The sequence below is a fragment of the Ochrovirga pacifica genome, from assembly GCF_000220525.1.
Taxonomy (GTDB): Bacteria; Bacteroidota; Bacteroidia; order Flavobacteriales; family Flavobacteriaceae; genus Ochrovirga; species Ochrovirga pacifica.
In genome coordinates this window covers 176058-198401 of sequence record NZ_AFPK01000014.1, presented here as the reverse complement: position 1 = coordinate 198401, position 22344 = coordinate 176058, and the positions used below count along the sequence as shown (strand labels likewise).

General features: G+C 34.3%; 17 protein-coding genes. 12 read left to right on the top strand and 5 right to left on the bottom strand.

What is annotated here, in order from left to right; all coding sequences use genetic code 11:
• Positions 1-68: 68 nt before the first annotated feature.
• Positions 69-1160 carry a DNA polymerase IV gene (gene dinB / locus FS85_RS0102250; protein ID WP_033194506.1) on the top strand — a complete coding sequence of 364 codons (1092 nt, stop codon included), beginning with the start codon at positions 69-71 and terminating at the stop codon, positions 1158-1160.
• Positions 1160-1606 carry a GreA/GreB family elongation factor gene (locus FS85_RS0102245; protein ID WP_010134364.1) on the top strand — a complete coding sequence of 149 codons (447 nt, stop codon included), beginning with the start codon at positions 1160-1162 and terminating at the stop codon, positions 1604-1606. Before dinB ends, FS85_RS0102245 begins: the two co-directional genes overlap by 1 nt.
• Positions 1607-1623: 17 nt before the next feature.
• Here FS85_RS0102245 and FS85_RS0102240 read toward each other — a convergent pair whose 3' ends face one another.
• Positions 1624-2961 carry a DEAD/DEAH box helicase gene (locus tag FS85_RS0102240; protein ID WP_010134363.1) on the bottom strand — a complete coding sequence of 446 codons (1338 nt, stop codon included), beginning with the start codon at positions 2959-2961 and terminating at the stop codon, positions 1624-1626.
• 55 nt (positions 2962-3016) lie between these two features.
• Positions 3017-3613 (bottom strand): hypothetical protein, encoded by a 597-nt coding sequence (locus tag FS85_RS0102235; RefSeq protein WP_010134362.1) that lies wholly within the window; start codon positions 3611-3613, stop codon positions 3017-3019.
• Between the two features lie 121 nt (positions 3614-3734).
• On the opposite strand from FS85_RS0102235, the gene clpP reads away from it, so the two are divergent.
• The 5 genes from clpP (at position 3735) to FS85_RS16030 (ending at position 9289) form a co-directional block, all read left to right on the top strand.
• A complete protein-coding gene (clpP, locus tag FS85_RS0102230) occupies positions 3735-4394 on the top strand; it encodes an ATP-dependent Clp endopeptidase proteolytic subunit ClpP (RefSeq protein ID WP_010134361.1) in 660 nt (219 codons plus the stop codon).
• Between the two features lie 27 nt (positions 4395-4421).
• The gene (gene clpX / locus FS85_RS0102225) at positions 4422-5663 is read left to right on the top strand and encodes an ATP-dependent Clp protease ATP-binding subunit ClpX (protein WP_010134360.1); all 1242 of its coding nucleotides are present in this window, start codon (positions 4422-4424) and stop codon (positions 5661-5663) included.
• Between the two features lie 100 nt (positions 5664-5763).
• On the top strand, positions 5764-7851 hold the full coding sequence (gene dnaG / locus FS85_RS0102220) for a DNA primase (protein ID WP_010134359.1): 2088 nt from the start codon (positions 5764-5766) through the stop codon (positions 7849-7851).
• A 12-nt stretch (positions 7852-7863) separates the two neighbouring features.
• Positions 7864-8385: a mechanosensitive ion channel domain-containing protein gene (locus FS85_RS0102215; protein WP_010134358.1), complete on the top strand. Its 522-nt coding sequence runs from the start codon at positions 7864-7866 to the stop codon at positions 8383-8385.
• A 4-nt stretch (positions 8386-8389) separates the two neighbouring features.
• Positions 8390-9289: a glycosyltransferase family 2 protein gene (locus FS85_RS16030; protein WP_010134357.1), complete on the top strand. Its 900-nt coding sequence runs from the start codon at positions 8390-8392 to the stop codon at positions 9287-9289.
• Here the strand turns inward: FS85_RS16030 and FS85_RS0102205 are convergent.
• Positions 9286-10362 carry a glycosyltransferase gene (locus tag FS85_RS0102205; RefSeq protein WP_010134356.1) on the bottom strand — a complete coding sequence of 359 codons (1077 nt, stop codon included), beginning with the start codon at positions 10360-10362 and terminating at the stop codon, positions 9286-9288. The genes FS85_RS16030 and FS85_RS0102205 overlap by 4 nt on opposite strands.
• A 113-nt stretch (positions 10363-10475) precedes the next feature.
• Between FS85_RS0102205 and FS85_RS14960 the strand changes: the two genes are divergently transcribed.
• Positions 10476-11606 carry a glycosyltransferase family protein gene (locus FS85_RS14960; RefSeq protein WP_010134354.1) on the top strand — a complete coding sequence of 377 codons (1131 nt, stop codon included), beginning with the start codon at positions 10476-10478 and terminating at the stop codon, positions 11604-11606.
• Here FS85_RS14960 and FS85_RS0102195 read toward each other — a convergent pair.
• Positions 11584-12288, bottom strand: a complete 705-nt coding sequence (locus FS85_RS0102195) for a cell division ATP-binding protein FtsE (RefSeq protein WP_010134352.1) — start codon at positions 12286-12288, stop codon at positions 11584-11586. The genes FS85_RS14960 and FS85_RS0102195 overlap by 23 nt on opposite strands.
• Before the next feature lie 156 nt (positions 12289-12444).
• Between FS85_RS0102195 and FS85_RS14955 the strand changes: the two genes are divergently transcribed.
• From FS85_RS14955 to FS85_RS0102175, 4 genes are read left to right on the top strand one after another with little or no spacing between them, the layout of a single operon-like run.
• Positions 12445-15474 carry a tetratricopeptide repeat protein gene (locus tag FS85_RS14955; protein ID WP_010134351.1) on the top strand — a complete coding sequence of 1010 codons (3030 nt, stop codon included), beginning with the start codon at positions 12445-12447 and terminating at the stop codon, positions 15472-15474.
• Positions 15464-17155 (top strand): TonB-dependent receptor, encoded by a 1692-nt coding sequence (locus FS85_RS0102185; RefSeq protein ID WP_010134350.1) that lies wholly within the window; start codon positions 15464-15466, stop codon positions 17153-17155. Before FS85_RS14955 ends, FS85_RS0102185 begins: the two co-directional genes overlap by 11 nt.
• 2 nt (positions 17156-17157) lie before the next feature.
• Entirely contained in the window at positions 17158-18498 is a 1341-nt protein-coding gene (dgt, locus tag FS85_RS0102180; protein ID WP_010134349.1) for a dGTP triphosphohydrolase, read from the top strand.
• 28 nt (positions 18499-18526) lie between these two features.
• A complete protein-coding gene (locus FS85_RS0102175; RefSeq protein ID WP_010134348.1) occupies positions 18527-21277 on the top strand; it encodes a T9SS type A sorting domain-containing protein in 2751 nt (916 codons plus the stop codon).
• Here FS85_RS0102175 and FS85_RS0102170 read toward each other — a convergent pair.
• A complete protein-coding gene (locus FS85_RS0102170; RefSeq protein ID WP_160162379.1) occupies positions 21274-22308 on the bottom strand; it encodes a DUF3078 domain-containing protein in 1035 nt (344 codons plus the stop codon). The genes FS85_RS0102175 and FS85_RS0102170 overlap by 4 nt on opposite strands.
• Between the last annotated feature and the right edge of the window lie 36 nt (positions 22309-22344).

The following is a 22344-nucleotide window of genomic DNA, read 5'->3' as shown; positions in this document are numbered from 1 at the left end:
TAAAAATACCCGATTTAGAAATTTCTGAATCGGGTTGTTTATTTTTGTAAGCATCTTTAATTTTTATTTTGGAAACTTTCTCTACATCCCAGCGTAAAATAATCCACGTAGATATGGATGCTTTCTTTGCTTCAGTAGCTCAGTTAGACCACCCAGAATTGCGAGGAAAAGCTATTGCAGTAGGTGGAGATGGTAAAAGAGGGGTAATAGCGGCAGCCAGTTATGAAGCCAGAAAGTTTGGAGTAAAATCTGCCATGGCAAGTTCTTTAGCCAAAAAAATGTGCCCAGAACTTATTTTTGTACGTTCTGATTTTGCCAGATACAAAGAAATCTCTAATCTGGTAAGAAGTATTTTTAGGGAATACACAGATTTAATAGAGCCTTTGTCTCTAGACGAAGCTTATTTAGATGTTACTTTTAACAAAAAAGAATGTCCGTCTGCAACATTAATTGCTCAAGAGATTCGAATTAAAATAAAAGAGCAAACAGGACTAAATGCTTCTGCGGGAATTGCACCTAATAAATTTGTTGCTAAAATTGCTTCGGATATTAACAAGCCTAACGGACAAAAAACTATTGCTCCTGATGAGGTAATCGACTTTTTAGAAGTTTTACCCATACGTAAGTTCTATGGAGTGGGAAAAAAGACGACAGAGAAAATGTATCGTTTGGGGATTTTTACAGGAGCAGATTTAAAAAGTAAAAGCATAGCGTTTTTAGAGCAGCATTTTAAAAGTGCTGCACAGCATTACTATTCCATTGTTAGAGGCATACATAATAGTCCTGTAAAACCCTTTCGAACTCGAAAATCGGTAGGGGCAGAACATACATATTTAGAGAACTTAACTTCCGAAGTTTTTATGCTAGAAAAACTACAACAACTGTCTAGAGAAATTGAAGGGAGATTGCAAAAAAATCAAGTAAAAGGAAGAACAGTAACCCTAAAAATTAAATACAGTGACTTTAGTCAGACCACCCGTAGCAAAACTTTAGATACTTTTGTAAGTACTCATCAGCAAATTTACAAAGTGATAAAAGAACTGTTGTATCAACAAAAGGTAAGCAATTCAGTAAGGTTGTTGGGTATTTCCATCAACAACTTAGATAATGAAGAGCCTAAAAATTTAAAACAATACATTCAACTTAAACTAGAATTGTAATGATAGACAAAAAAGAGCTATTGGCAGTTTGTGTAGGACAAGTAATGCAAAAGTTACAATCCATACAACTGGTTTTAGAAGGTTATAAAACAGATTTGTTGTCTGAATCTAAGAGTACGGCAGGGGACAAACACGAAACGGGAAGAGCAATGTTACAGTTGGAAATGGAAAAGTTAGGACAGCAATACCAGACTGTTTTGCAACAAAAACAAGCTTTACAAAGATTAGATAACTATGCCACAGAAATAGTACAAATAGGTTCTTTGGTATTGTTAAATCAGCAGTACTATTACTTAGCTACAAGTTTGGGACAAGTAGCGTGTATGCAACATACGGTATTTGTTATTTCTTTTAATGCACCTATAGGAAAGTTGTTGTTGGGTAAGAAACAAGGAGATACCATTGTTTGGGATGGGAAAGTATTAGAAATTAAAGCAGTTGTTTAAGAAGGTTTAATAAGTAATTATTTTTTAGGTTTTCTTCTTTGAGGTTTTTTGTATTTAGCTGCTAACTTTCTACGATAGCTACCTCCTAAATTTACTTTTTTGTTTTTATCTTTTTTCTCGTGAAAAGCAGGGCCAGGGGCAAATTCTTTAGATCCTAATTTTTGATAAGGAGTGATATCATCTTTTTCTATTTCATCGTCAATCAAACGGCTGTCTACAAAAACTTCATCAGGAAGGCTGTACTTTGGAATTTCATAATTCATTAATGTTTCTATTTCGGCAATAATTTCTGCATCTCTTTCGGTTACAAATGATAATGCAAAACCTTCATTTTCTGCCCTACCTGTTCTTCCAATTCTATGCATGTATGCTTCTGCTTCTTTAGGAAAATCAAAATTAATTACATGGCTAACGTTGGGGATGTCCATACCTCTAGACAATACATCGGTAGTAATTAAAACTCTGTGTTTTCCAGCCTTAAAATTTTCTACAGATCGCAAGCGATAATTTTGGGTTTTATTAGAGTGTATTAAAGCAAAAGTATCTTCCGGATAATCGGCCATTCCTTGAATTTCAGTAAATACCAAGTCTGCCAAGTATTTGTGTTTGATAAATACCAACACTCTAGAAAACTCTTCGTCTTCTTGTAGTAAATAGTTTAATAGATTAATTTTGGTATAAAAGTTTGGTACTTCAAAAGCAATTTGCTCAATATTTTCTAAACGAGTTCCCGATGCAGCAGATTCTACCGAAATAGGATGGTTAAAAAAGTCTTGAATAAGAGTCGAAACTTCATCTGTCATGGTTGCAGAAAACAAGATGGTCTGTTTTTTTTGTGGCAATAAGTCAATAATATCAATTAACTGAAGCCTAAAACCTAAATTAAAGATTTCATCTACTTCATCAATTACAAATTTTTGTATGTTTTTTAGTTTTAAAGCTCCAGACATTCCTAAATCAATAACACGTCTTGGGGTAGAAACCAGAATATCCAAACCATTACGAATCATTTCTTTTTGTTTGTTGATGTTGGCACCCCCATAAATTCCACCAAAGCGAATATTGATATATGGAGTTAGTTTTTCTAAAGCATCAATTACCTGTAAAACCAATTCTCTAGTAGGAACTACTACCAATACTCTTGGATGTTTTTGTTCAGAAAACGGTAGCATGCGCAAAATAGGCAACAAATAAGCAAATGTTTTTCCGGTACCTGTTTGTGCAATTCCTACAACATCTCTACCAGACATAATACATGAAAAAGCTTGTTCTTGTATTTTGGTAGGTTCTGTATAGCCTAAATCTGTAAGAGCGTTACGTAAAGGAGTGTTTAGGTTTAGCGTATCGAAAGACATAATTCCATGGTTTTAAGACTGCAAAGATAGTCAAAACCCTTTGATGGAGTGGGATTTAAGATTTATTGTCTTTTTTCCATTGTTTGTTTAGTTCGTCTTGTAGTTTGCGGTTAACTTCTTGGTAACGTTTTAAAGAATTTTTTTTATGATTTTCAAACTCATCCTCTAAGTGCTTTAAGTTGTTGATGGCGTTTTTAGTAGTGCCAGCATTTCCTTTGTATTTGTAAGCAAAAAATAACACTAAAGCTATCAATATGGTGTGCGAAATGATTAAGATAATGGTAAAAGTAGACTTGTTTACAGGAATTCCAAAAACAGATCGATTGTCTCTATTTTGTTGAGCAGAAGTCAGCCTGCTCTCTAAAGAAGAAAGTTTTTTTTGTAAAGCACTTATTTGCTGTTGATTTTTAGCAATGATTGTATTTTTAGAAGACAAAGAAGATTGTAAGGTAGTAAGGCTGTCTACCACATTATTTTTTAGTTGATTGTACTTATTGATTTTAATAACCTTATAATCTTGGTACGTGCTAGAACTAGAGTAAACTTCCTCAAACTGATTTAAAATATTTTGATTTGTTTCCTCTTGAGCAAAAGAGAAAAGACATGTGGTAAATATGGTTAGGGTACATAGGAGTTTCTTGTAATCTTGCATGCTTATAGTTGAATTTATACAAAAGTAACAAAAATCACAAGGTTTAAAAGCACTACGAATTAAGAATTTATTAAGCTTAAGTTTAGTATCTTTACGTTTCTAATTAAACAAGAAAGTATTTATGGATTTTGGAAAAGAATTCGAAAAGTTCGCAATAAAAGATCAAGGAATCAGTAGCATACACTACGATAAAATCGTAAGTTCTTTAACTCCATATATCATGGAAGAACGTCAGTTAAACATTACTCAAATGGATGTTTTCTCTCGTTTAATGATGGATAGAATTATATTTTTAGGAACAGGAATCAACGATCAGGTAGCTAATGTAATACAAGCACAGTTGTTGTTTTTAGAATCTGTAGATGCAACCAAAGATATTTCTATCTACATCAATTCGCCAGGAGGAGGAGTTTATGCTGGTTTGGGTATTTATGATACCATGCAATTCATTAAACCCGATGTAGCAACAATTTGTACGGGTATGGCCGCTAGTATGGGAGCAGTTTTAATGTGTGCTGGTGCCGAAGGAAAACGCTCTGCTTTGCCACACTCTCGTGTGATGATTCATCAACCTTTGGGAGGGGCACAAGGACAAGCTACTGATATGGAAATTACCGTAAGAGAAATCAACAAATTAAAAGAAGAGTTGTACAATATTATTTCTAAACATTCGGGGCAATCTTACGAAAAAGTAGCTCACGATTCGGATAGAGATTATTGGATGAAAGCAGAAGAAGCTAAAGCTTACGGAATGGTTGATGAAATTTTAACCAGAAAGTAAAAATTCTACTAGACAAAAAATAAGATTATGTCAAAAGACGGAATGGAATGCTCTTTTTGTGGAAGAAAAAAAGAGGAAACTAATTTATTAATTGCAGGAGTAGATGCACACATTTGTGATAGCTGTGTGACTCAGGCTTATGGAATTATTTCTGAAGAGGCAGCATTTCTTGGTGATGATGAATTGGTAAAACAGGCTGATTTAGAAGTTAAAAAACCTAAGGAAATAAAAGAATTTTTAGATCAGTATATCATAGGGCAAGACCAAACCAAAAAAACAATGGCAGTAGCAGTCTACAATCACTATAAAAGATTGCAACAGCCAGACACTCTAGAGCAAGAAGTAGAAATAGAAAAAAGTAACATGATTTTGGTGGGTGATACCGGTACAGGAAAAACTCTAATAGCAAAAACAATTGCCAAAATGCTAAATGTACCTTTTACTATTGTTGATGCAACTGTGCTAACCCAAGCAGGTTATGTAGGAGAAGATGTAGAAAGTATTTTAAGCAGATTGTTGCAAGCTGCAGACTACGATGTTGCAAGTGCAGAAAGAGGAATTGTATTTATAGACGAGATAGATAAAATTGCTCGTAAAGGAGACAACCCATCCATTACTAGAGATGTTTCTGGAGAAGGAGTGCAGCAAGCTTTGCTAAAATTGTTAGAAGGTACGGTGGTAAATGTAGCTCCAAAAGGAGGACGTAAACATCCCGATCAAAAATTTACAGAAGTCAACACCAAAAATATACTATTTATTGCTGGAGGAGCATTTTCTGGAATTCAGAGAAACATCAGCAAACGATTAAATAGACAAGCAGTTGGTTTTGGAGCTTCGTTAAGCGAAGATCAAATAGATGAAGAAAACTTGTTAAAGTACATCATTCCTACAGACTTAAAAACCTTTGGATTGATTCCTGAAATTATAGGACGTTTGCCTGTGCTTAGCCATATGAATCCTTTGGATAAAAAGACTTTAAGGGCTATTCTTACAGAGCCTAAAAACTCGTTGGTAAAGCAATATACCAAGCTTTTTCAAATGGATGGAATAAACTTAAAGGTACAAGACAATGCCTTAGATTATATTGTAGAAAAAGCATTAGAATATAATTTAGGAGCTAGAGGATTGCGTTCTTTATGCGAGGCGATTCTTACCGATGCGATGTTTGAAATGCCAAGTACCAAGGAATCTAAGTTTGTAGTAGATCAAGAATATGCAGAAAGCAAACTAAGCAAAACCATGCTTAGACAGTTAAAAGCGGCCTCTTGATAAAAGAACAACAACAGTAAGTTGACACAAGTACATAAAAGCCTGATTAAGAATTCAACTCTTTTTCAGGCTTTTTAAACCCTAAAAAACAACCCAATCAATGATTTCAAGAGAAACCATAGACAAAGTTTTTGAAACCGCTAGAGTAGAAGAGGTTATAGGGGAATTTGTAACCTTAAAAAAAGCAGGAAGCAATTTTAAAGGGCTAAGTCCTTTTGTTGATGAAAAAACACCATCTTTTATGGTGTCTCCTGTAAAAGGAATTTGGAAAGACTTTAGCACGGGAAAAGGAGGAAATGCCATTTCTTTTTTAATGGAACATGAACACTACTCGTATCCAGAAGCCATTCGGTTTTTAGCAGAAAAATATCAAATAGAAATAGAAGAAACCGAACAGACGGATGCTCAGAAAGAAGCAGCAGACGAACGAGAAAGTATGTATTTGGTTTCTAAATTTGCGCAAGAGTATTTTCATAAAACCATGTTAAACACTCAGAATGGAAAAGCTATCGGAGGTTCTTATTTTAAAGAACGTGGTTTTACAGACGAAACAATTCAAAAATTTCAACTGGGTTACTCTTTGGACGAATGGACCGCTTTTACCGATGCAGCCTTGTCTAAAGGTTACGAACTACAATATCTAGAAAGTACGGGGTTAACCATTGTAAAAGAAGATGGAAAACAGTTTGACCGCTTTAAAGGAAGGGTAATGTTTCCTATTCATAGTATGAGTGGACGTGTGCTTGGTTTTGGAGGTAGAATTTTAACCAACGATAAAAAAGCAGCCAAATACTTAAACTCTCCAGAGAGTGATATTTACCACAAAAGCAAAGTCCTTTATGGAATTTATCAAGCAAAAAAAGCCATTTCTAAAGAAGACAATTGCTATTTGGTAGAAGGGTATACAGATGTAATTTCTATGCATCAAAACGGAATTACCAATGTAGTAGCATCATCGGGTACGGCATTAACTCCCGACCAAATACGGTTGGTTAAAAGACTTACACCTAATATGACGGTTTTGTTTGATGGCGATGCTGCAGGACTTAGAGCTTCTGTAAGAGGAATTGATTTGATTTTAGAGCAAGGAATGAATGTAAAAGTGGTTACTTTTCCTGATGGAGAAGATCCTGATTCTTTTGCTAAGAAAAAATCGACTGAAGAAATAAAAGAATACCTGTCGGAGCAACAGCAAGATTTTATCAGTTTTAAAGTTTCTCTTCTGATGGGAGAAGCTCAAAATGATCCTATAAAAAAATCAGCTTTAATACGCGATATTGTACAAAGTATTTCTAAAATTCCAGATAGTATCAAACAAGAAGTATACATTCAGGAATGTGCTAGAATGCTAGAGATTTCTGAAACGGTTTTGTTTAACGAGCTAGCTCAGATGCTAGATAAAAATGCCAGAGAAGCAGATAGAAAAGCCAAACCATCATCACCTAGAATGTCTATTGCCTCTTCTAAAAAAGGAACGTCTTCGTTATCTAATACTGGTAGTCAGCCTCCTGAAGACATGCCAGATGAAGCTGCTTTTCAAGAAATGATGCTGGCACAAGAGGCTGCTATGTTGGGGCAACAGGCACCAGTTCGGCAATCGGATGTGGTAAAAAGTGCAGGGCAATTAGCTTTCTTTGAAAAAGAGATTATAAAAATCTTGTTGCTTTACGGAAATTACGAAGTCTGTTTTATAGATTGGGTAGAAGAACATGACAAAAATGGAAAGGTAATTATGGTGAAAGAAGAGTATTACAATACGGTTGGTAATGAATTGTTTTTGCAATTACAGGATGATGAAATAGAGTTTACACATCCATTATTTCAAAAAATATACAAGGAAATTAGTTATCAAATCAACCAAGAAGAAAAGCTAAATGTAGATTTTTTAACCAGTCATAAAGATCAAGAAATAGCAAAAGAAGTTACAGATATTTTGATGGATGATGAGCGTTATGTGTTAAGTAATTGGGCTTCTAAAGAGATTGAAGTGGCTAAGAAAACTGATGCATTGCAAAAATTGGTACAGGATGTAATCTTAAACTTAAGAAGAGTACTTATAGACCAAAAAGTAAAAGAGCTAACACAGCAAGTTGCAGAGGAAGATAAACGTATGGAAGCTCTACAAGATGTGATGGATTATACGCACTTAAAAAAATTATTGTACGAAAAGCTGTACAGAGTTGTTTAAAAAAAAATACAAATGGAGAATATACATTTTTATAGAAAAGAATGGTTGCTAAGCCTATTGGCCTTTGTGTTAATGTGGTTTGTGTTGCTATTGTTAAAGGGAGGTTTAAAAAAGTTTTCTACAGCAAAATCTATTGATGCTAACCGAAGAAAAGTAATTTTTATATTAATTTATGTTGTGCTTTACTTTTTATTTGGAGCTGTTTTAGCCATTATATGGGGGGTAGATTTAAACAAAGTATCGGTTTTTGTTTCCTCGGTATTGGCAGTTTTAGGAGTTGGTTTTTTTGCACAATGGTCTTTACTATCTAACCTTACAGCCAGTGCGATTTTGTTTTTTAGCCATCCAGTAAGAATAGGTAGTAGAATTAGAATTTTAGATGCAGACCCAGATTTGATTGGAAAAGTAACAGACATTACTAGTTTTTATTTTTTTATAAAAACAGATAAAGGACAAACAATTACATTTCCTAACAATTTAATTGTACAAAAAGGGATTGAAATTTTAGACGATGGAATAGAAGAGGAAGTATAAATTCATGACAAATCAGGTTTTTTTTTCGGTAATTGTTACTCTTTTTAACAAAGAAAAATATATCTATCAAACCTTAAAAAGTGTTTGTTGTCAAACCTATGCACCTTCAGAAATTATTGTGATTAACGATGGTTCTACAGATGCCTCTTTGCAAGAGGTTGCTAGGGTTCATCACTCTGCAATTCGTGTGATTTCTATTGACAATCAGGGAGTTTCAAAGGCTAGGAATTTAGGGGCTTCGTTAGCTAAATATCCTTGGTTGGTTTTTTTAGATGGGGATGATCTTTGGAAAGAAAATCACCTAATTACACTTTGCCAGTTAATCGCAAAATTTCCTTTGGCAAAGGTGCTTTCTACAGCATCAGAAGTTAAAACAAAAACCAGTATTCGTTTTTACAGATATCAAATTTCAAACAAGAAATACCAAGAATTAGATTATTTTAAAGGAAGTTTGGGGCACTCCATCATCAATTCTTCTTCGGTAGCAATCTGTGCAGAATTGTTTTCCAAATTAAAAGGTTTTAATCCAAATTACGCACATTATGAAGATGTAGCGTTTTGGTTTCAATTGGGTTTACATCACTCCATAGCCTTTGCCAACACAGTTACTGTTACGATTTTGGCTACATCAAATAGTTTGTCTCGTGGCAATATAAACTATCAAAAAGCCTGTTTGTTTTCAGAGTTTGATGCAGTTGATACTAACAATAAAGCCTTTTATCGGTTGCTAGACAATAATCGTTTCTCTTTGGCAATTCTTAGTAAGATTGATGGGGAAAAAGCAATTTTTAAGGATTTATATCAAAAAATAAAGTTAAAACACATCGGGTTAAAAAGGTCGTTACTACTTTTATTGCCTGTTTATTTTCTTCGTTTTTTGGTGCGTTTTAAAAAAGTGATTTAATCAATTTTTGCTAAATATTCGTTCCACTCATCTTTAATTTTATGGTAAGATAAGTGTGCAATGCTTGGCAAGCAGTTTTGTTTGCAGTACAGCCATAATTCTTTATTCACAATCATCTCTGTAAGGGCTCTAGCAAAAATGTCTAATTTTTTTGAAACCAGTAATCCATTGTATTGATGTACAATAATTTCTCTAGGACCGGATTCACAATCTACAGAAACAACAGGAGTTTTACACGCTAAAGACTCAATAATAGACATCGGAAAACCTTCATAGTTACTGGTAAGCACAGTAAATTTTGCCTGCTGAATAATAGGAAACGGATTGGGGTTGTAATCTAAAAAAAGAACCGAGTCTTTCAAGCCAAGATCCTGTACCAGTTTTACAATCATAGCTTTGTCGTTTCCATCACCCATTAAATATAACGAAATTCCTTTGTTGTATAATTGTGATTTTTGATAGGCATAAACTAAAAAACGAAGGTCTTTGGCATGTTCGTCAAACCGACCAAAATAAAGAATATAATTGGCCGTTTTTACACTAACTGGTTGATGCGGAATTGATACACAATTGTAAATAGTTTGTATTCTTTTAAGTTGATAGCTAGATGTAACCTTTTGCTCAATAGCTTTTGAAACCGTAACCAAGTTGCTTTTTTTATAAAGGAACTGAGCCCAATAAACTCCTTTAGGAAACGATTTTAAAAGATGATGGCTATGAACTACAAAAACACAAGAATAAGAACTAAAAATATAAAAATGATAAACCAGTTCTTTAAAAAGGAGATTGCGAGATCGATGATCTATAAGTACCTGAATCTGATTTTTTTTTAGAAATTTTTTTAGCAACCAAAGGCTTTTTAGTTTACCAATAACAGGATGTTGTTTTTTATAGGCTCCTAGGTTTAGCAACTTACCTGCGTACGAGTACTGTAGGTCGTCTACAATGCTAACTACAAAAACCCGATGTCCCGCATCTGATAGCATTTTAGATTGCAATGCAGCCACTTTTTCTGCACCACCACCTCCTAAAGAATACGTTAAAATGCAAATATTTTGGGTTGTTGTTGGCATGTGTAATATTTGTCTAAAAATAGAAAAAATGAAATAGTTGTTCAGAAGGTTTTTACAAAAAGAGTTTGCGTACTTACAAATTATACGCATCTTAGCATACAAAAGCCAAGAGATTGAAATCAACTTTGTCAACTATCTGTAATGGCATTCAAATAGTTTCTTTTGATGTTCCTGATCCTCCAAACTATGGAGGAGTGATAGATGTTTACTACAAGCTAAAGGCACTTAGCCATTTAGGAGTGACGATTTACCTACATACATTTGAATACGGAAGAGGAACGTCTTTGGAATTAGACAATTTATGTGAAAAAGTATATTACTACCCACGAAACTCCTTTGTCAACTCTTTTTTTTCTCGAAGCCCCTTTATTGTAAAGTCTAGAGATCAACAGTTGTTGCAACAAAGATTGCAAAACACTAATTTGCCTATTTTATTCGAAGGCATCCACACGGTATCAGGATTAAAAAATCAATGTTTCAAGGTGAAAACTTTGGTAAGAATGCACAATATAGAACATGCATATTACTGGGGGTTGGCAAAAAGTGAACAAAATTGGTTGAAAAAACTTTTTTTTGGTTTTGAAGCATTTAAATTGAAACATTACGAATCAGTATTGACACATGCAGATGTGATTTTATCAATCTCATCAAATGAACAAGCGTATTTTGATAAACATTTTGGAAAAAAATCAGTGTATGTTCCGGTGTTTACCCAAACCGAATTCAGTCCTTTGCTACCAGCAGAACCTTTTGTGTTGTGGCATGGAGATTTGCGTGTAAGCGATAATGTAAAATCTGCTTTGTGGGCTTTAGAAATTGTAAAAAACACTCCTTTTTCGTTAGTAATTGCTAGCAATACAAAACATCCCAAAGTTGTAGCAGCCTGCAAAAAAAACTCAAAAGTAAGGTTTGATGCTTTGGAACAATCAAACTCTTTAGAAGCACTAATTGCCAAAGCTCAAGTAAATTTTTTGTTTACGTTTCAGGCTACGGGAATTAAGTTAAAGTTATTAAATACTCTTATCAAAGGTCGTTTTGTGATTGCCAATCAAAAAATGATTGCGCATACAGGCTTGGAAAGTCTTTGTGTAGAGGCCAATACAATTGCCCAAGTAAAGTACCAATTATCGTTGTTAATGAGTACTCCTTTTAGCAAAGAAAAAAGACAGCAAAGAAAGCAGTTGTTGCAAGACTTTAATGCGGTAGACAATGCAAAAAAAATTATTCGTTTGTGTTCTGATTAGATTTGTTTTGATGTGCTACTTCAAACACTTCTCCGTTTTCTACCTTAAAAGTTCTTTGTGGATATTTTAAAATTAATGCATAATCGTGGGTAGCCATTAAAATGGTTTTTCCACTTTGATGAATTTCGTTTAGCAACTCCATTACCTCCATAGATGTTTTAGGGTCTAAGTTTCCTGTGGGTTCATCGGCAATAATTAATTCAGGATCGTTTAACAGAGCACGTGCTATAGCAATGCGTTGCTGCTCTCCACCCGAAACCTGAAAAGGCATTTTATATCCTTTTTCTTCTAGTCCTACTTTGTTTAAAACTTCACTAATTTTTTGTTTCATTTTCTCTTTGTCTTTCCAGCCAGTAGCCTTAAGTACAAAGAGCAAGTTGTCGTGAATGGTACGATCGTTTAGTAATTTAAAGTCTTGAAACACAATTCCAATTTTTCTTCGTAAAAAAGGAATTTGTTTTTCTTTTAGCGAAGGCAAATCAAAACCTACAACCTCTCCAATCCCAGATTTTAGGGACAAATCACCATACAAGATTTTAAGCAGGCTACTTTTTCCGCTTCCTGTTTTTCCTATCAAGTAAAAAAAATCACCTGATAGAATTTCAAAATCAACATTTTTCAAGATCAACACATCGTCCTGAAAAACGTGAGCATCTTTTAAATAAAGTACAGGTTGTGCCATGCTTTTTGTTTTGTACAAACTTATTTAAAAATAGGGGAATCCTAAAATTTACCTATTTGAATATCGGTTTTAAATTCAAATCAAATAAATGAATGATATTTTCGTTAATTCATTGGGATATTGCGTAATTTTAATTGCCCAAAATTAATGGAACATATGAAAAAACAACTTCTGATTGTGTTTAGTTTTTGTGCTTTTGCTTGGAGTTTTGTGCAAGCTCAAAACAGTTACAAAGAAAACCACATTGCCAAATGGTACAATAAAGCAATTTATGCGTTTGACAGCGAGAATTATGCCTTGGCTGCTGCTTATTTTGATAAAGTAAACGTGCCAGACTACAAAAAGTCTTTGGTAGAAACGTATTTGCTAGTCATTGCCTTAGAGCTAAAAAAATCGGATGCCGATGCTGCTGCAATTGCTTACTTACAAACACATCCTTTTTCTCCGAATAAGAATACGTTAATTTTAGCGTTATCTAACTATTATTTTGACAAAGGGTACGAAGCAAAAGCTTTAAAATGGTTTGATCAGATTGATGTAAAAATGCTGACCTCGGATCAAGAAACCAACTACAACTACAAACAAGCTTTTGCCAATTACAAAAGAAAAAATTACAGCAAAGCCAAGCAATATTTAATCCCTATGGCTCAACAAGGGGCTTATCAAAAAGAAGCTACCTATTATTTGGGAAATATAGCTTTAGAAAATAAAGATTATGCAACAGCTAAAGAGTATTTTGATCAAATTCAAGATCAACGTCAATATCAAAAAGAGATTAACTTTAACAATTTGGTGATTTTGTACCATCAAAAAAAGTACAAAGAGGCAATTGAATTAGGAGCTAAAAATTTTGAAAGAGCTAGAGGGTTAGAACAGTCTCAAATGGCGAAAATTATAGGAGAGAGTTACTTTTATTTGGGAGATTACCAACAAGCAATTTCGTACCTGTTACAATACCGAGGAAAGTTAAAACAAGGGCTAACAGAGGTTGATTATTATTTTTTAGGATATGCGTATTACAAAACGCAAGATTATGACAAAGCGATAGAGAATTTTAATAAAATTACCGATCAAAAAACGGCTGTTTCTCAAAATGCACACTATCATTTAGGAGATTGTTATCTAAAGAAAAATCAAAAAGCCCAAGCGTTGAATGCGTTTAAAAATGCTTCGGAAATGGATTTTGATGCACAAATACAGCAAGATGCTTTTTTAAACTATGCCAAGCTAAGTTACGACATCGGAAACCCATACCAAAGTAGTTCGGAGGTATTGCAGGCTTATGTGGATGCGTATCCAAATAGCAAAGCCACAAGTTATATAGAAAAGTTAATAGTAAACGCCTATTTGCAGTTTAAAGACTACCAAGGTGCTATTGATTATTACCAAAAACAAAGATTGATAAAAGATGAATTGTATCAAACTTTGTTGTTAGAAAAAGGATTTGAATATTTTAACAATAGAAAATATACAGAAGCAAGCCGATTGTTTGCTGAAGCTTCTAGAATTTATGCCAGTGATGAGCTAAAAAACAGAGCCTTGTTTTGGAAAGCTGAAAGCTTATCAGAGCTAAATGATTTTCAATCTGCCTTGTACGATTATCAGTCTTTTGTACAGCACGATGCTAATAAAATGTTAGAAGAATATCCTGATGCGGTTTATGGTTTGGCTTATGCTTACTATCAACAAAAACAATACGAAAATGCCATACGTATTTTTCAAGAATATGTGCAGTTAGCCAATAACAATGTAAAACGTAGAAATGCAATTTTAAGAATTGCTGATTGCTACTTTGTAAGCAAATCTTACTGGCCTGCTTTAGAAAATTATAACCAAATTATTAATGAAAACAAAGAAGAGGTAGATTATGCTTTGTATCAAAAAGCATTAGGATATGGTTTTTTATCTAGAAACGATAAAAAAATAGAGACACTAAAAGCATTGCAGAATCAGTTTACAAGATCACCTTACTTAGATGATTCTTACTACCAATTGGGAAATTTATATGTAAATCAAAATAAAAATAATTTGGCCATTGCCGCTTATAATGATTTGATTCAGAAATATTCTAAAAGCCCTTTGGTTGCTAAAGCCAAGTTAAAAAAAGGAACGGTATTGTTTAATACAGGTGCGAATCAAAAAGCAATAGCAGTGTTAAAAGAATTGGTGGCAAGTTATCCAGGAACTGCAGAAGCTATACAAGCGGTAAAAATAGGAGAACAAGTATACAAAGATATGGGGCAAGTAGAGGCTTATGCTGCTTGGGTAAAAGAGTTAGAGTTTGTAAACATTACAGATGCTGATATAGACAAAACGATGTTCGAGACTGTTGAAAACAAGTTCTTGACGAACGATATGGGAGGCACTATTAGCAATGCAAAAAAGTACCTGATTAATTTTCCAAACGGTATTTATGCACTTACGGTACATTTTTATTTGGCACAAGCGTATTATGCCATAGATGCAAAAGATCGTGCGGTTCCGGAATACCAAGAAGTGCTAAAAGTAAAAAACAGTGAGTATACCGAAGTAGCTTTAAGCAGGCTTTCGCAAATTTATTTAGAAAACGAACAGTGGGAACAAGCAAGCCCTTTGCTACAACTAATAGAAACACAGGCAGTAAATGCCCAAAGCATTGTGTATGCCCAAAGTAATTTGATGAAATATTATTACAAAAAAGAAAACCATGAAAAAGTACTAAGCTATACAGAAAAGGTGCTAAATGCCAAGCAGAGTAGTAAAGAAGCCATTGCAGATGCTTATGTTTTTGGAGCCAGAAGTTCAGTAGCGTTAAAAGACTACAGCAAGGCTAAAACCTATTATGCAAAACTTGAAACCACAGGAAAAGGAGAAATTCAAGCCGAGGCAAATTATTACAAAGCGTTTTGGTTGCATCAAGATAAAAAGTACGAAGCATCTAACAAGCAAATACAATTGTTGGCTAGTAAATTTCAAAAGTACAAGTATTGGGGAGTAAAAGGTTTGTTGTTAATGGCTCAGAACTTTCATGAATTAGAAGATGATTTTCAAGCCAATTTTATTCTAAACAATGTTGTTAAAAATGCCAAGCAATACCCAGAGGTAATTGCCAAAGCACAGGAGTTGTTAAAAGACTATGCTCCTAAAAATCAAACTGAAAAAGCTTCAACTATAAAAAACGTAAAAAATGCAGCAGATGAATTTTAAGAAATCTAAAAAATGGATGACTTGCTTTGCGGTTTTATTGGGCCTTAACTTATCTGCTCAGCAAGAGCAACCAGAAATAAAAAAAGAAGACGTTGTGGTAGAGTTCTCTTTCAACCCTACTTTGTCTAATGTTTTTAAGTTAAAGAGCATACCAAACCCAACCGAAGAGTTCCCTAAAAAAACGGTACAATACCAAATTAACTCTAAAGAAGTAGCTTCAGATTTTGTACCTGTGGCAAAAAAGGCTGTTTATGTTCCTATAGAAAAAGACCAAGCAAAGCAATATTCTAGCTATGTATACGGTGCTTATGGTTTGTACGGAAATGGAGAGTTTGAGTTGATGTTTAGACCTGAAGCTTCTAGGTCAGGATATCAATACGGAATTGATTTGTCTAGTTACAATGCCCAAAATGGAATTGATGACGAACGAGTGGCTAACGGACAGTGGAACGCTGGAGCAGAATTATTTCTTTCCAAACAAAATCGTTATTCGGACTGGATAGCCCGTGTCAACTATCAAAGAAATCAAACCCATTGGTATGGTTTGGATGCTAATGTGCCAGAAACAAACTACCAACAAGCAGACGTACAACAGTTGTATAACAAAGTAGATGTTTCGGTAGAGATGTCTTATCAAAAAGCGATTGTTGAAAGTATTCGTCCTAGCATTCAGTTGTTTTCAGATGCTTTTGATAGTTCTGAAGCCAACATACAAATAGCTACATCTTTTAACAAATCTATGTTGGCAGATTTAATTGCTTTAGATGTAGATTTTCAATACTTAAACGGAAGTTTTGAGCAAGGCTACAGTTCTCCACAAGTGGTTAACTATAGTTTTATCAATGCAGGTATTACACCAAAGTACAATTATCAATCCGATTATTTTCAGTTGAGTGCTGCTCTAGGATTGTTTGTTAATTTAGACCAAGAAGCATCTAAATCTAACTTTGTTTTTTTACCCAAAGTGCAAATAGATTTTCCTTTGGTTGATGAGATTATGGTGTTGCATGGAGGTATCAGAAGTCAGTTAAACCAACACACCTACGCTAGCTTATCAAAAGAAAATCCTTGGATTTCGCCAACCCAAAATATACAAACAACTAGAGTTCCTGTAGATGTTTTTGTAGGATTGGATGGAAAACTAACCAAAACAACGACTTATGCTGCTGAGGTAAGTTATCAGCAAGCAAAAGATTACAGGTTGTTTGTAAACAACACCGTAGTATTAAGTAACCCAAAGGCTTATGAAATGGGGAATAGTTTTACAGCTCTTTACGACGATCTTTCTGTTTTTTCTTTTAAAGGTTCTGTAGAAACTAATTTTGTAGAAAAGGTTACAGGAGGACTATCGGCTGCTTTTAACTCGTATCAAACAGACCAACAAGATGAAGCTTGGAATCTGCCAAGTTTTGAGTTAGAAACCTACGTTAACTATACCTATCAAAAGTTCTTTTCTCAGTTAGGAATTAATTACATAGGAGCTAGAAAAGATTTTGTAAACGCTGCTACTACTACTGTAGATGGCTTTTTGGATTTGAATCTAAAAAGCAATTATGCAATATCTAATCGTTTTCATGTACATTTGAACTTGTACAATTTATTTAACAATCAATACCAATCGTATCAAAATTATCAGGTACAAGGGTTACAAGCAGTAGGAGGTTTGTCCTACAAATTTTAAATATGAAGTGGGAACAACTATTATCACTAAAAAGAGCAGGAGACACGGTAGAAAGAAAAAGAAAAGAACAAGATGAAATCCGACTAGGTTTTGAGGTAGACTTTGATAGAATTGTATTTTCGTCGGCATTTAGAAGCATGCAAGACAAAACACAGGTTATTCCTTTGTCTCAAACAGATTTTGTTCATACAAGGCTAACACACAGTATGGAGGTTTCTGTAGTAGGACGTTCTTTGGGAAGAATGGTAGGAAAAGAATTGTTGATAAAACACCCACATTTAAAAGAGTTAGGATATACGTTTAACGATTTTGGAGCTATTGTAGCTGCAGCTGCATTGTCTCACGACATTGGAAATCCGCCTTTTGGACACAGTGGAGAAAAGTCAATAGGAGAGTATTTTAATTCAGGAAAAGGGCGTGTTTTTCAATCTGATTTAACCGATAAAGAATGGCAAGACTTGATTGACTTTGAAGGAAACGCCAATGGTTTTAAAATATTAACACAAGATGGAGGTGGAATAAAAGATGGCCTACGTTTGTCTTATGCCACTTTGGGTGCTTTTATGAAGTATCCTAAAGAATCTTTACCCAAGAAATCCACAAGACATATTGTAGACAAAAAGTTTGGATATTTTCAATCTGAAAAAGAAAAGTTTTTAGACGTAGCTAGCTCCTTGGGGTTAAAAGAAATGCGATCAGGAGAAAACATTGCACATCACAGGCACCCATTAACGTTTTTAGTAGAAGCAGCAGACGATATTTGTTATACTGTTATCGATTTTGAAGATGGAATAAATTTAGGCTTGATTGATGAGGAATTTGCTCTAGAAAACATGATTCGAGTGGTAGAAGGTAAAATGGATATAAAAAAATACCACTCCTTAAAATTTAAAAAAGATCGTGTTAGTTACCTCCGTGCTTTGGCAATAAGTACTTTAATTCAGGAGGCAGTAGTTGTGTTTATGGAAAACGAAACAGCAATTTTAAATGGAGAATTTGCTTACTCTTTGTTAGACAAATGCAAATACAAAGCTCAAATTGATGATATTATAAGTTTAAGCATAGCTAAAATTTACCATAGTCGAAGTGTTATAGAAAAAGAAGTAGCAGGATACAAAATAATTGCAGATTTACTAGATGTGTTTATAGGAGCTGTAAACAACACTTATTTAGGAAAAGACTCTAACTACGATAGGTTGGTTATGCAGCTTTTGCCACATGAATATCAGGGTTTATCAGAAAGTAAATACCAACGTATTATGAATATTTGCAGTTACATAGCTAGTATGTCGGATAGTTTTGCTATTTTAACTCATAAAAAAATAAGCGGGGTTATAGTCTAACCTTTTTTTTGCTTTACAACCCTTTTACATGAAAAGAAAACTACTTATTACAAGCCTATCATTAAGCATTATTGCTGCATGGTTCTTGGTTCAAAATCAAACATCTCATCAAACATCTTACAGGGCATTGATTAAAAATCATCCTTTACAGGCAAGATTAAAAATGACAAAAAAAGAGCGTAAGAAAAATGGAATTCCACCCAACGCTTATTTTGATGCTCAGTATTTGTTAGAAATGAATCCAAAAACGGGAAAAACAAACCCTAAAAGTTTAGAAGCTGTAAAATCACAAGCCAAAAGTTTGGTAAGACTTTCTGTGGCTCCTGGGCAAGATGCAAACAATAATTGGACAGAAAGAGGTCCAAACAACATAGGAGGAAGAACAAGAGTGGTTTTTTACGATCCAAACGATTCTACAGGTAAAAGAGTTTTTGCAGGAGGTGTTTCAGGGGGTTTGTGGGTAAATGATGATGTAAGCAACTCAAACTCATCATGGAGTCGGGTAGGGATTGATGAAAATCTTTCTGTATCTTGTTTTGCAATAGATCCCAATGATTCAGACATTTGGTATGTAGGAACAGGAGAAGCTTATACGGGGAATGATGGTGTCGGAAATGGAATTTGGATTTCTACTAATGGTGGTAACTCATGGTCAAAATTTTGGTCGGTAGATTTAGAAAACGATGCTATTTTCCGCCCTTATTACATCAACCAAATTGTAGCTTGGAATGTAGGAGGAACTACACAGCTTTACTTTGCGGTAGACGGAGGAATAGATTATGATTTTGTTGGTTATGGTCTATCAGGATGGTGGAAAGTAGAAGGAAATGATATCAATCGAATAGACTTTTTTACGCCAGACCTAGATCCAGACCCCGAGGTAACCAATGCAACTCCCTATGTTTTTAGTGATATAGAAATAGCACCAGACAATTCTTTATGGTGTGCTACCAAAAACAATGTTTACGGTAGAGGAGGAGGAAAAGTGTTTAGAACAACGGATGGAGAAAATTTTACGGAAAAGTATTCTTTTTCAACAGGTAAAAGAGTAGAGCTATCGGTTTCTAAAACCAATGCTAATAAAGTTTATGTTTTGGCAGAGGTAAATAATGGAGTAGAGCTAGTAAAAACAACAAACGGACAAGATTTTACAAGCATTGCCAAGCCCAACGATGTAGATCAAGGGATTTCAGCTAATGACTTTGCAAGAAATCAAGCCTTTTACAATTTAACCCTAGAGGTAGATCCAAGCAATGATGAAATTCTATATGCTGGAGGAATAGATTTATTTCGATCTACAAACGGAGGTAGTAGTTGGCAACAAATTTCTAAATGGTCTAACAATAACGACTTAGAAAATTTTGATGTTTCTTTGGTACATGCAGATCAACATGCAGTAGCTTTTAATCCTTTAGATAGTAACAAAGGAGTATTTGCTAACGATGGTGGAATTTATTACGCAAATAGCTTAAGTGCAAGTCCAACCAGCGAAACCGCTATTCAAAGCCGAAACAATAATTATAATATTACTCAGTTTTATTCAGGAGCTATTGCTCAAAGCACCACCAACCCAATGTTGCTAGGAGGTTCTCAAGACAATGGTTCTTTATTGGCATTAGATGCAAGAAATGGAGTCAATTCCTTTTTTGATATTTATGGAGGAGACGGAGTAGAAACCTTTATAGACAAAGACAATGCTTATGTAGTGGTATCTTATGTGTTTAATACTTATGGAGCCTATACGTTGCCTTTAAGTAACGAAAGCAGGCCTATTGAAATAGAAAGTGATGAAGACACAGGAAGCTTTATTAATGTAGCAGACTTAGATGACAACTTAGATATTTTATACACTAATGGCTCAGAAGGCGAAACTTATCGTATTTCTAGATATTCTGATTTAACCACCAGTCCTAGTCGAAGAAATTTTACGAGTCTAAAGTTGGAAGATGAACCCACTGCAATAAAAGTTTCTCCATACACCACAACTTCATCAACAGTATTTATAGGAACCAATAACGGAACCATTTTAAAAGCGACAACTTTTAACACAGTTCCTTCTTTTACAACCATTGGAGGTTTTGGAGCTTTAGAAGCAGACCGATTAGATACCGATATTAACATTGGAGCTATTTCTGATATTGATTTTGGAACCAATGAAAATGAAATTTTGGTAACGCTTCATAATTACGGAATCAATAATATTTATTTTACCAATGATGGGGGTACTACTTGGCAGGTAAAAGATGGAGATTTTCCCGATATTCCTGTCAAAGCGATTAAGATGAACCCCTATGATGAAAATGAAGTTATTATAGGAACGAACTTAGGAGTTTGGAGAACAGAAAATTTTCTAGACGATTCGCCTAGTTGGGTACAATCTCAAAACGGAATGTCTAACGTAAAAGTTACTAAATTTGACATGCGATTGTCCGATACCACAGTGTTGGCTTCTACTTACGGAAGAGGACTTTTTACAGGAACTTTTAGCGAGTCTTTATCTGTTTCTAATCCAATAGGTCAAGGAGGTTTAAAATCTAAAGTAATTTTAAAAAATACCATTGTTAATACAGAGGAGTTAAAGGTAGCATTGAAAGAAATAGAAGGAAATGTAGATTTTATGTTTTTTGCAATTAACGGGCAAAATGTTTATCAACATACATTAAACAGTTCCGAAGGAAGTTTGCAAAACATTCCGTTAACATTAAACCCAGGAGTGTATATTGTAAAAGTATCTAACAACTTTAGCTCTTACAGCCAAAGAATTGTGGTTAGCAATTAAAACACATAACTAACCCCAACACCCAAAATTTGTTTTAACTGTACTTTGGGACCTCCTTGGGTTCCATCGTCGTTTGGGGTTTTGGTATCATCATCATACAATAGATGAGAACTAATGGTTGATTGAATATATTTGTTAACTTTCATGTTAATGTTAAGTTCTATGTCACTATCCACATTACCAAAACGGTTTAAGTAATCGGAGTAAAAAGAACTTTTAACGGCAAAGTTTATGTTTTTCATAATCAGGGTTTTGTACTCTATGCTAATCAATGTACCAAATTCTGAATTGACATTTTTTCCAGGTTCAATAATGTTTCCTTCTCCGTCTTTCTTAGCAGGTTCTACCCCAAATGCTCCTTTATTAGCAAGTTCTTGATCTATAACAAAAGTAACCTGATTGGTTAATGGTGATATGTTGAGCTTAAAGTTATCGTCTTTATCACTATACGCAGCACCCAAACCAATACGCATTCTGGCAGGGGCAAAGAAATTGGAAATTACAGTGGTTTTCTTTTTGTCGTTATATCCTTTAGCAATCTGTGTTGTTAGACTAAAATCACCTGAATAATACCACCTAGATTCAATCCCTTTTTTATATCCTACTGCCGATTTGATATCAATAATATCATCTGTTTTTAAAGCATGGTCTATATCGTCTTCTTTGCTAAGCCCGTATTTAATCAAAAAATCATTTTTCCAAAAAAACTGTCCTCTTTTGTAATCGTAGTCACCTTTAAATGATGCAATTCCAGCAATCGTATTATTTCCCCCTTTGGTCCAGTTTACAAAAGAAGTTTGGGTAAATAAAATTCCGGGTTTGTTTTGATGTGTCCAGTAATTTCTCTTAACGCTCTCTTTAAGTATTTTCTGAATAGAGTCTTTAGAAGAGGCTATGCTATCTTTCTGCTTTTTTGTAAATATTTTTTTGATACTAGATTTTATCTTTGCAACCGATTTTGGAACAGGTACTGTATCCAATTCTGTAGCTGCATAAGACGTTTGAATACCAAGGCAAATAAAGCCAATCAAACACAAAATTCTGAAGTTTGTTTTAAAAAAAGGGTT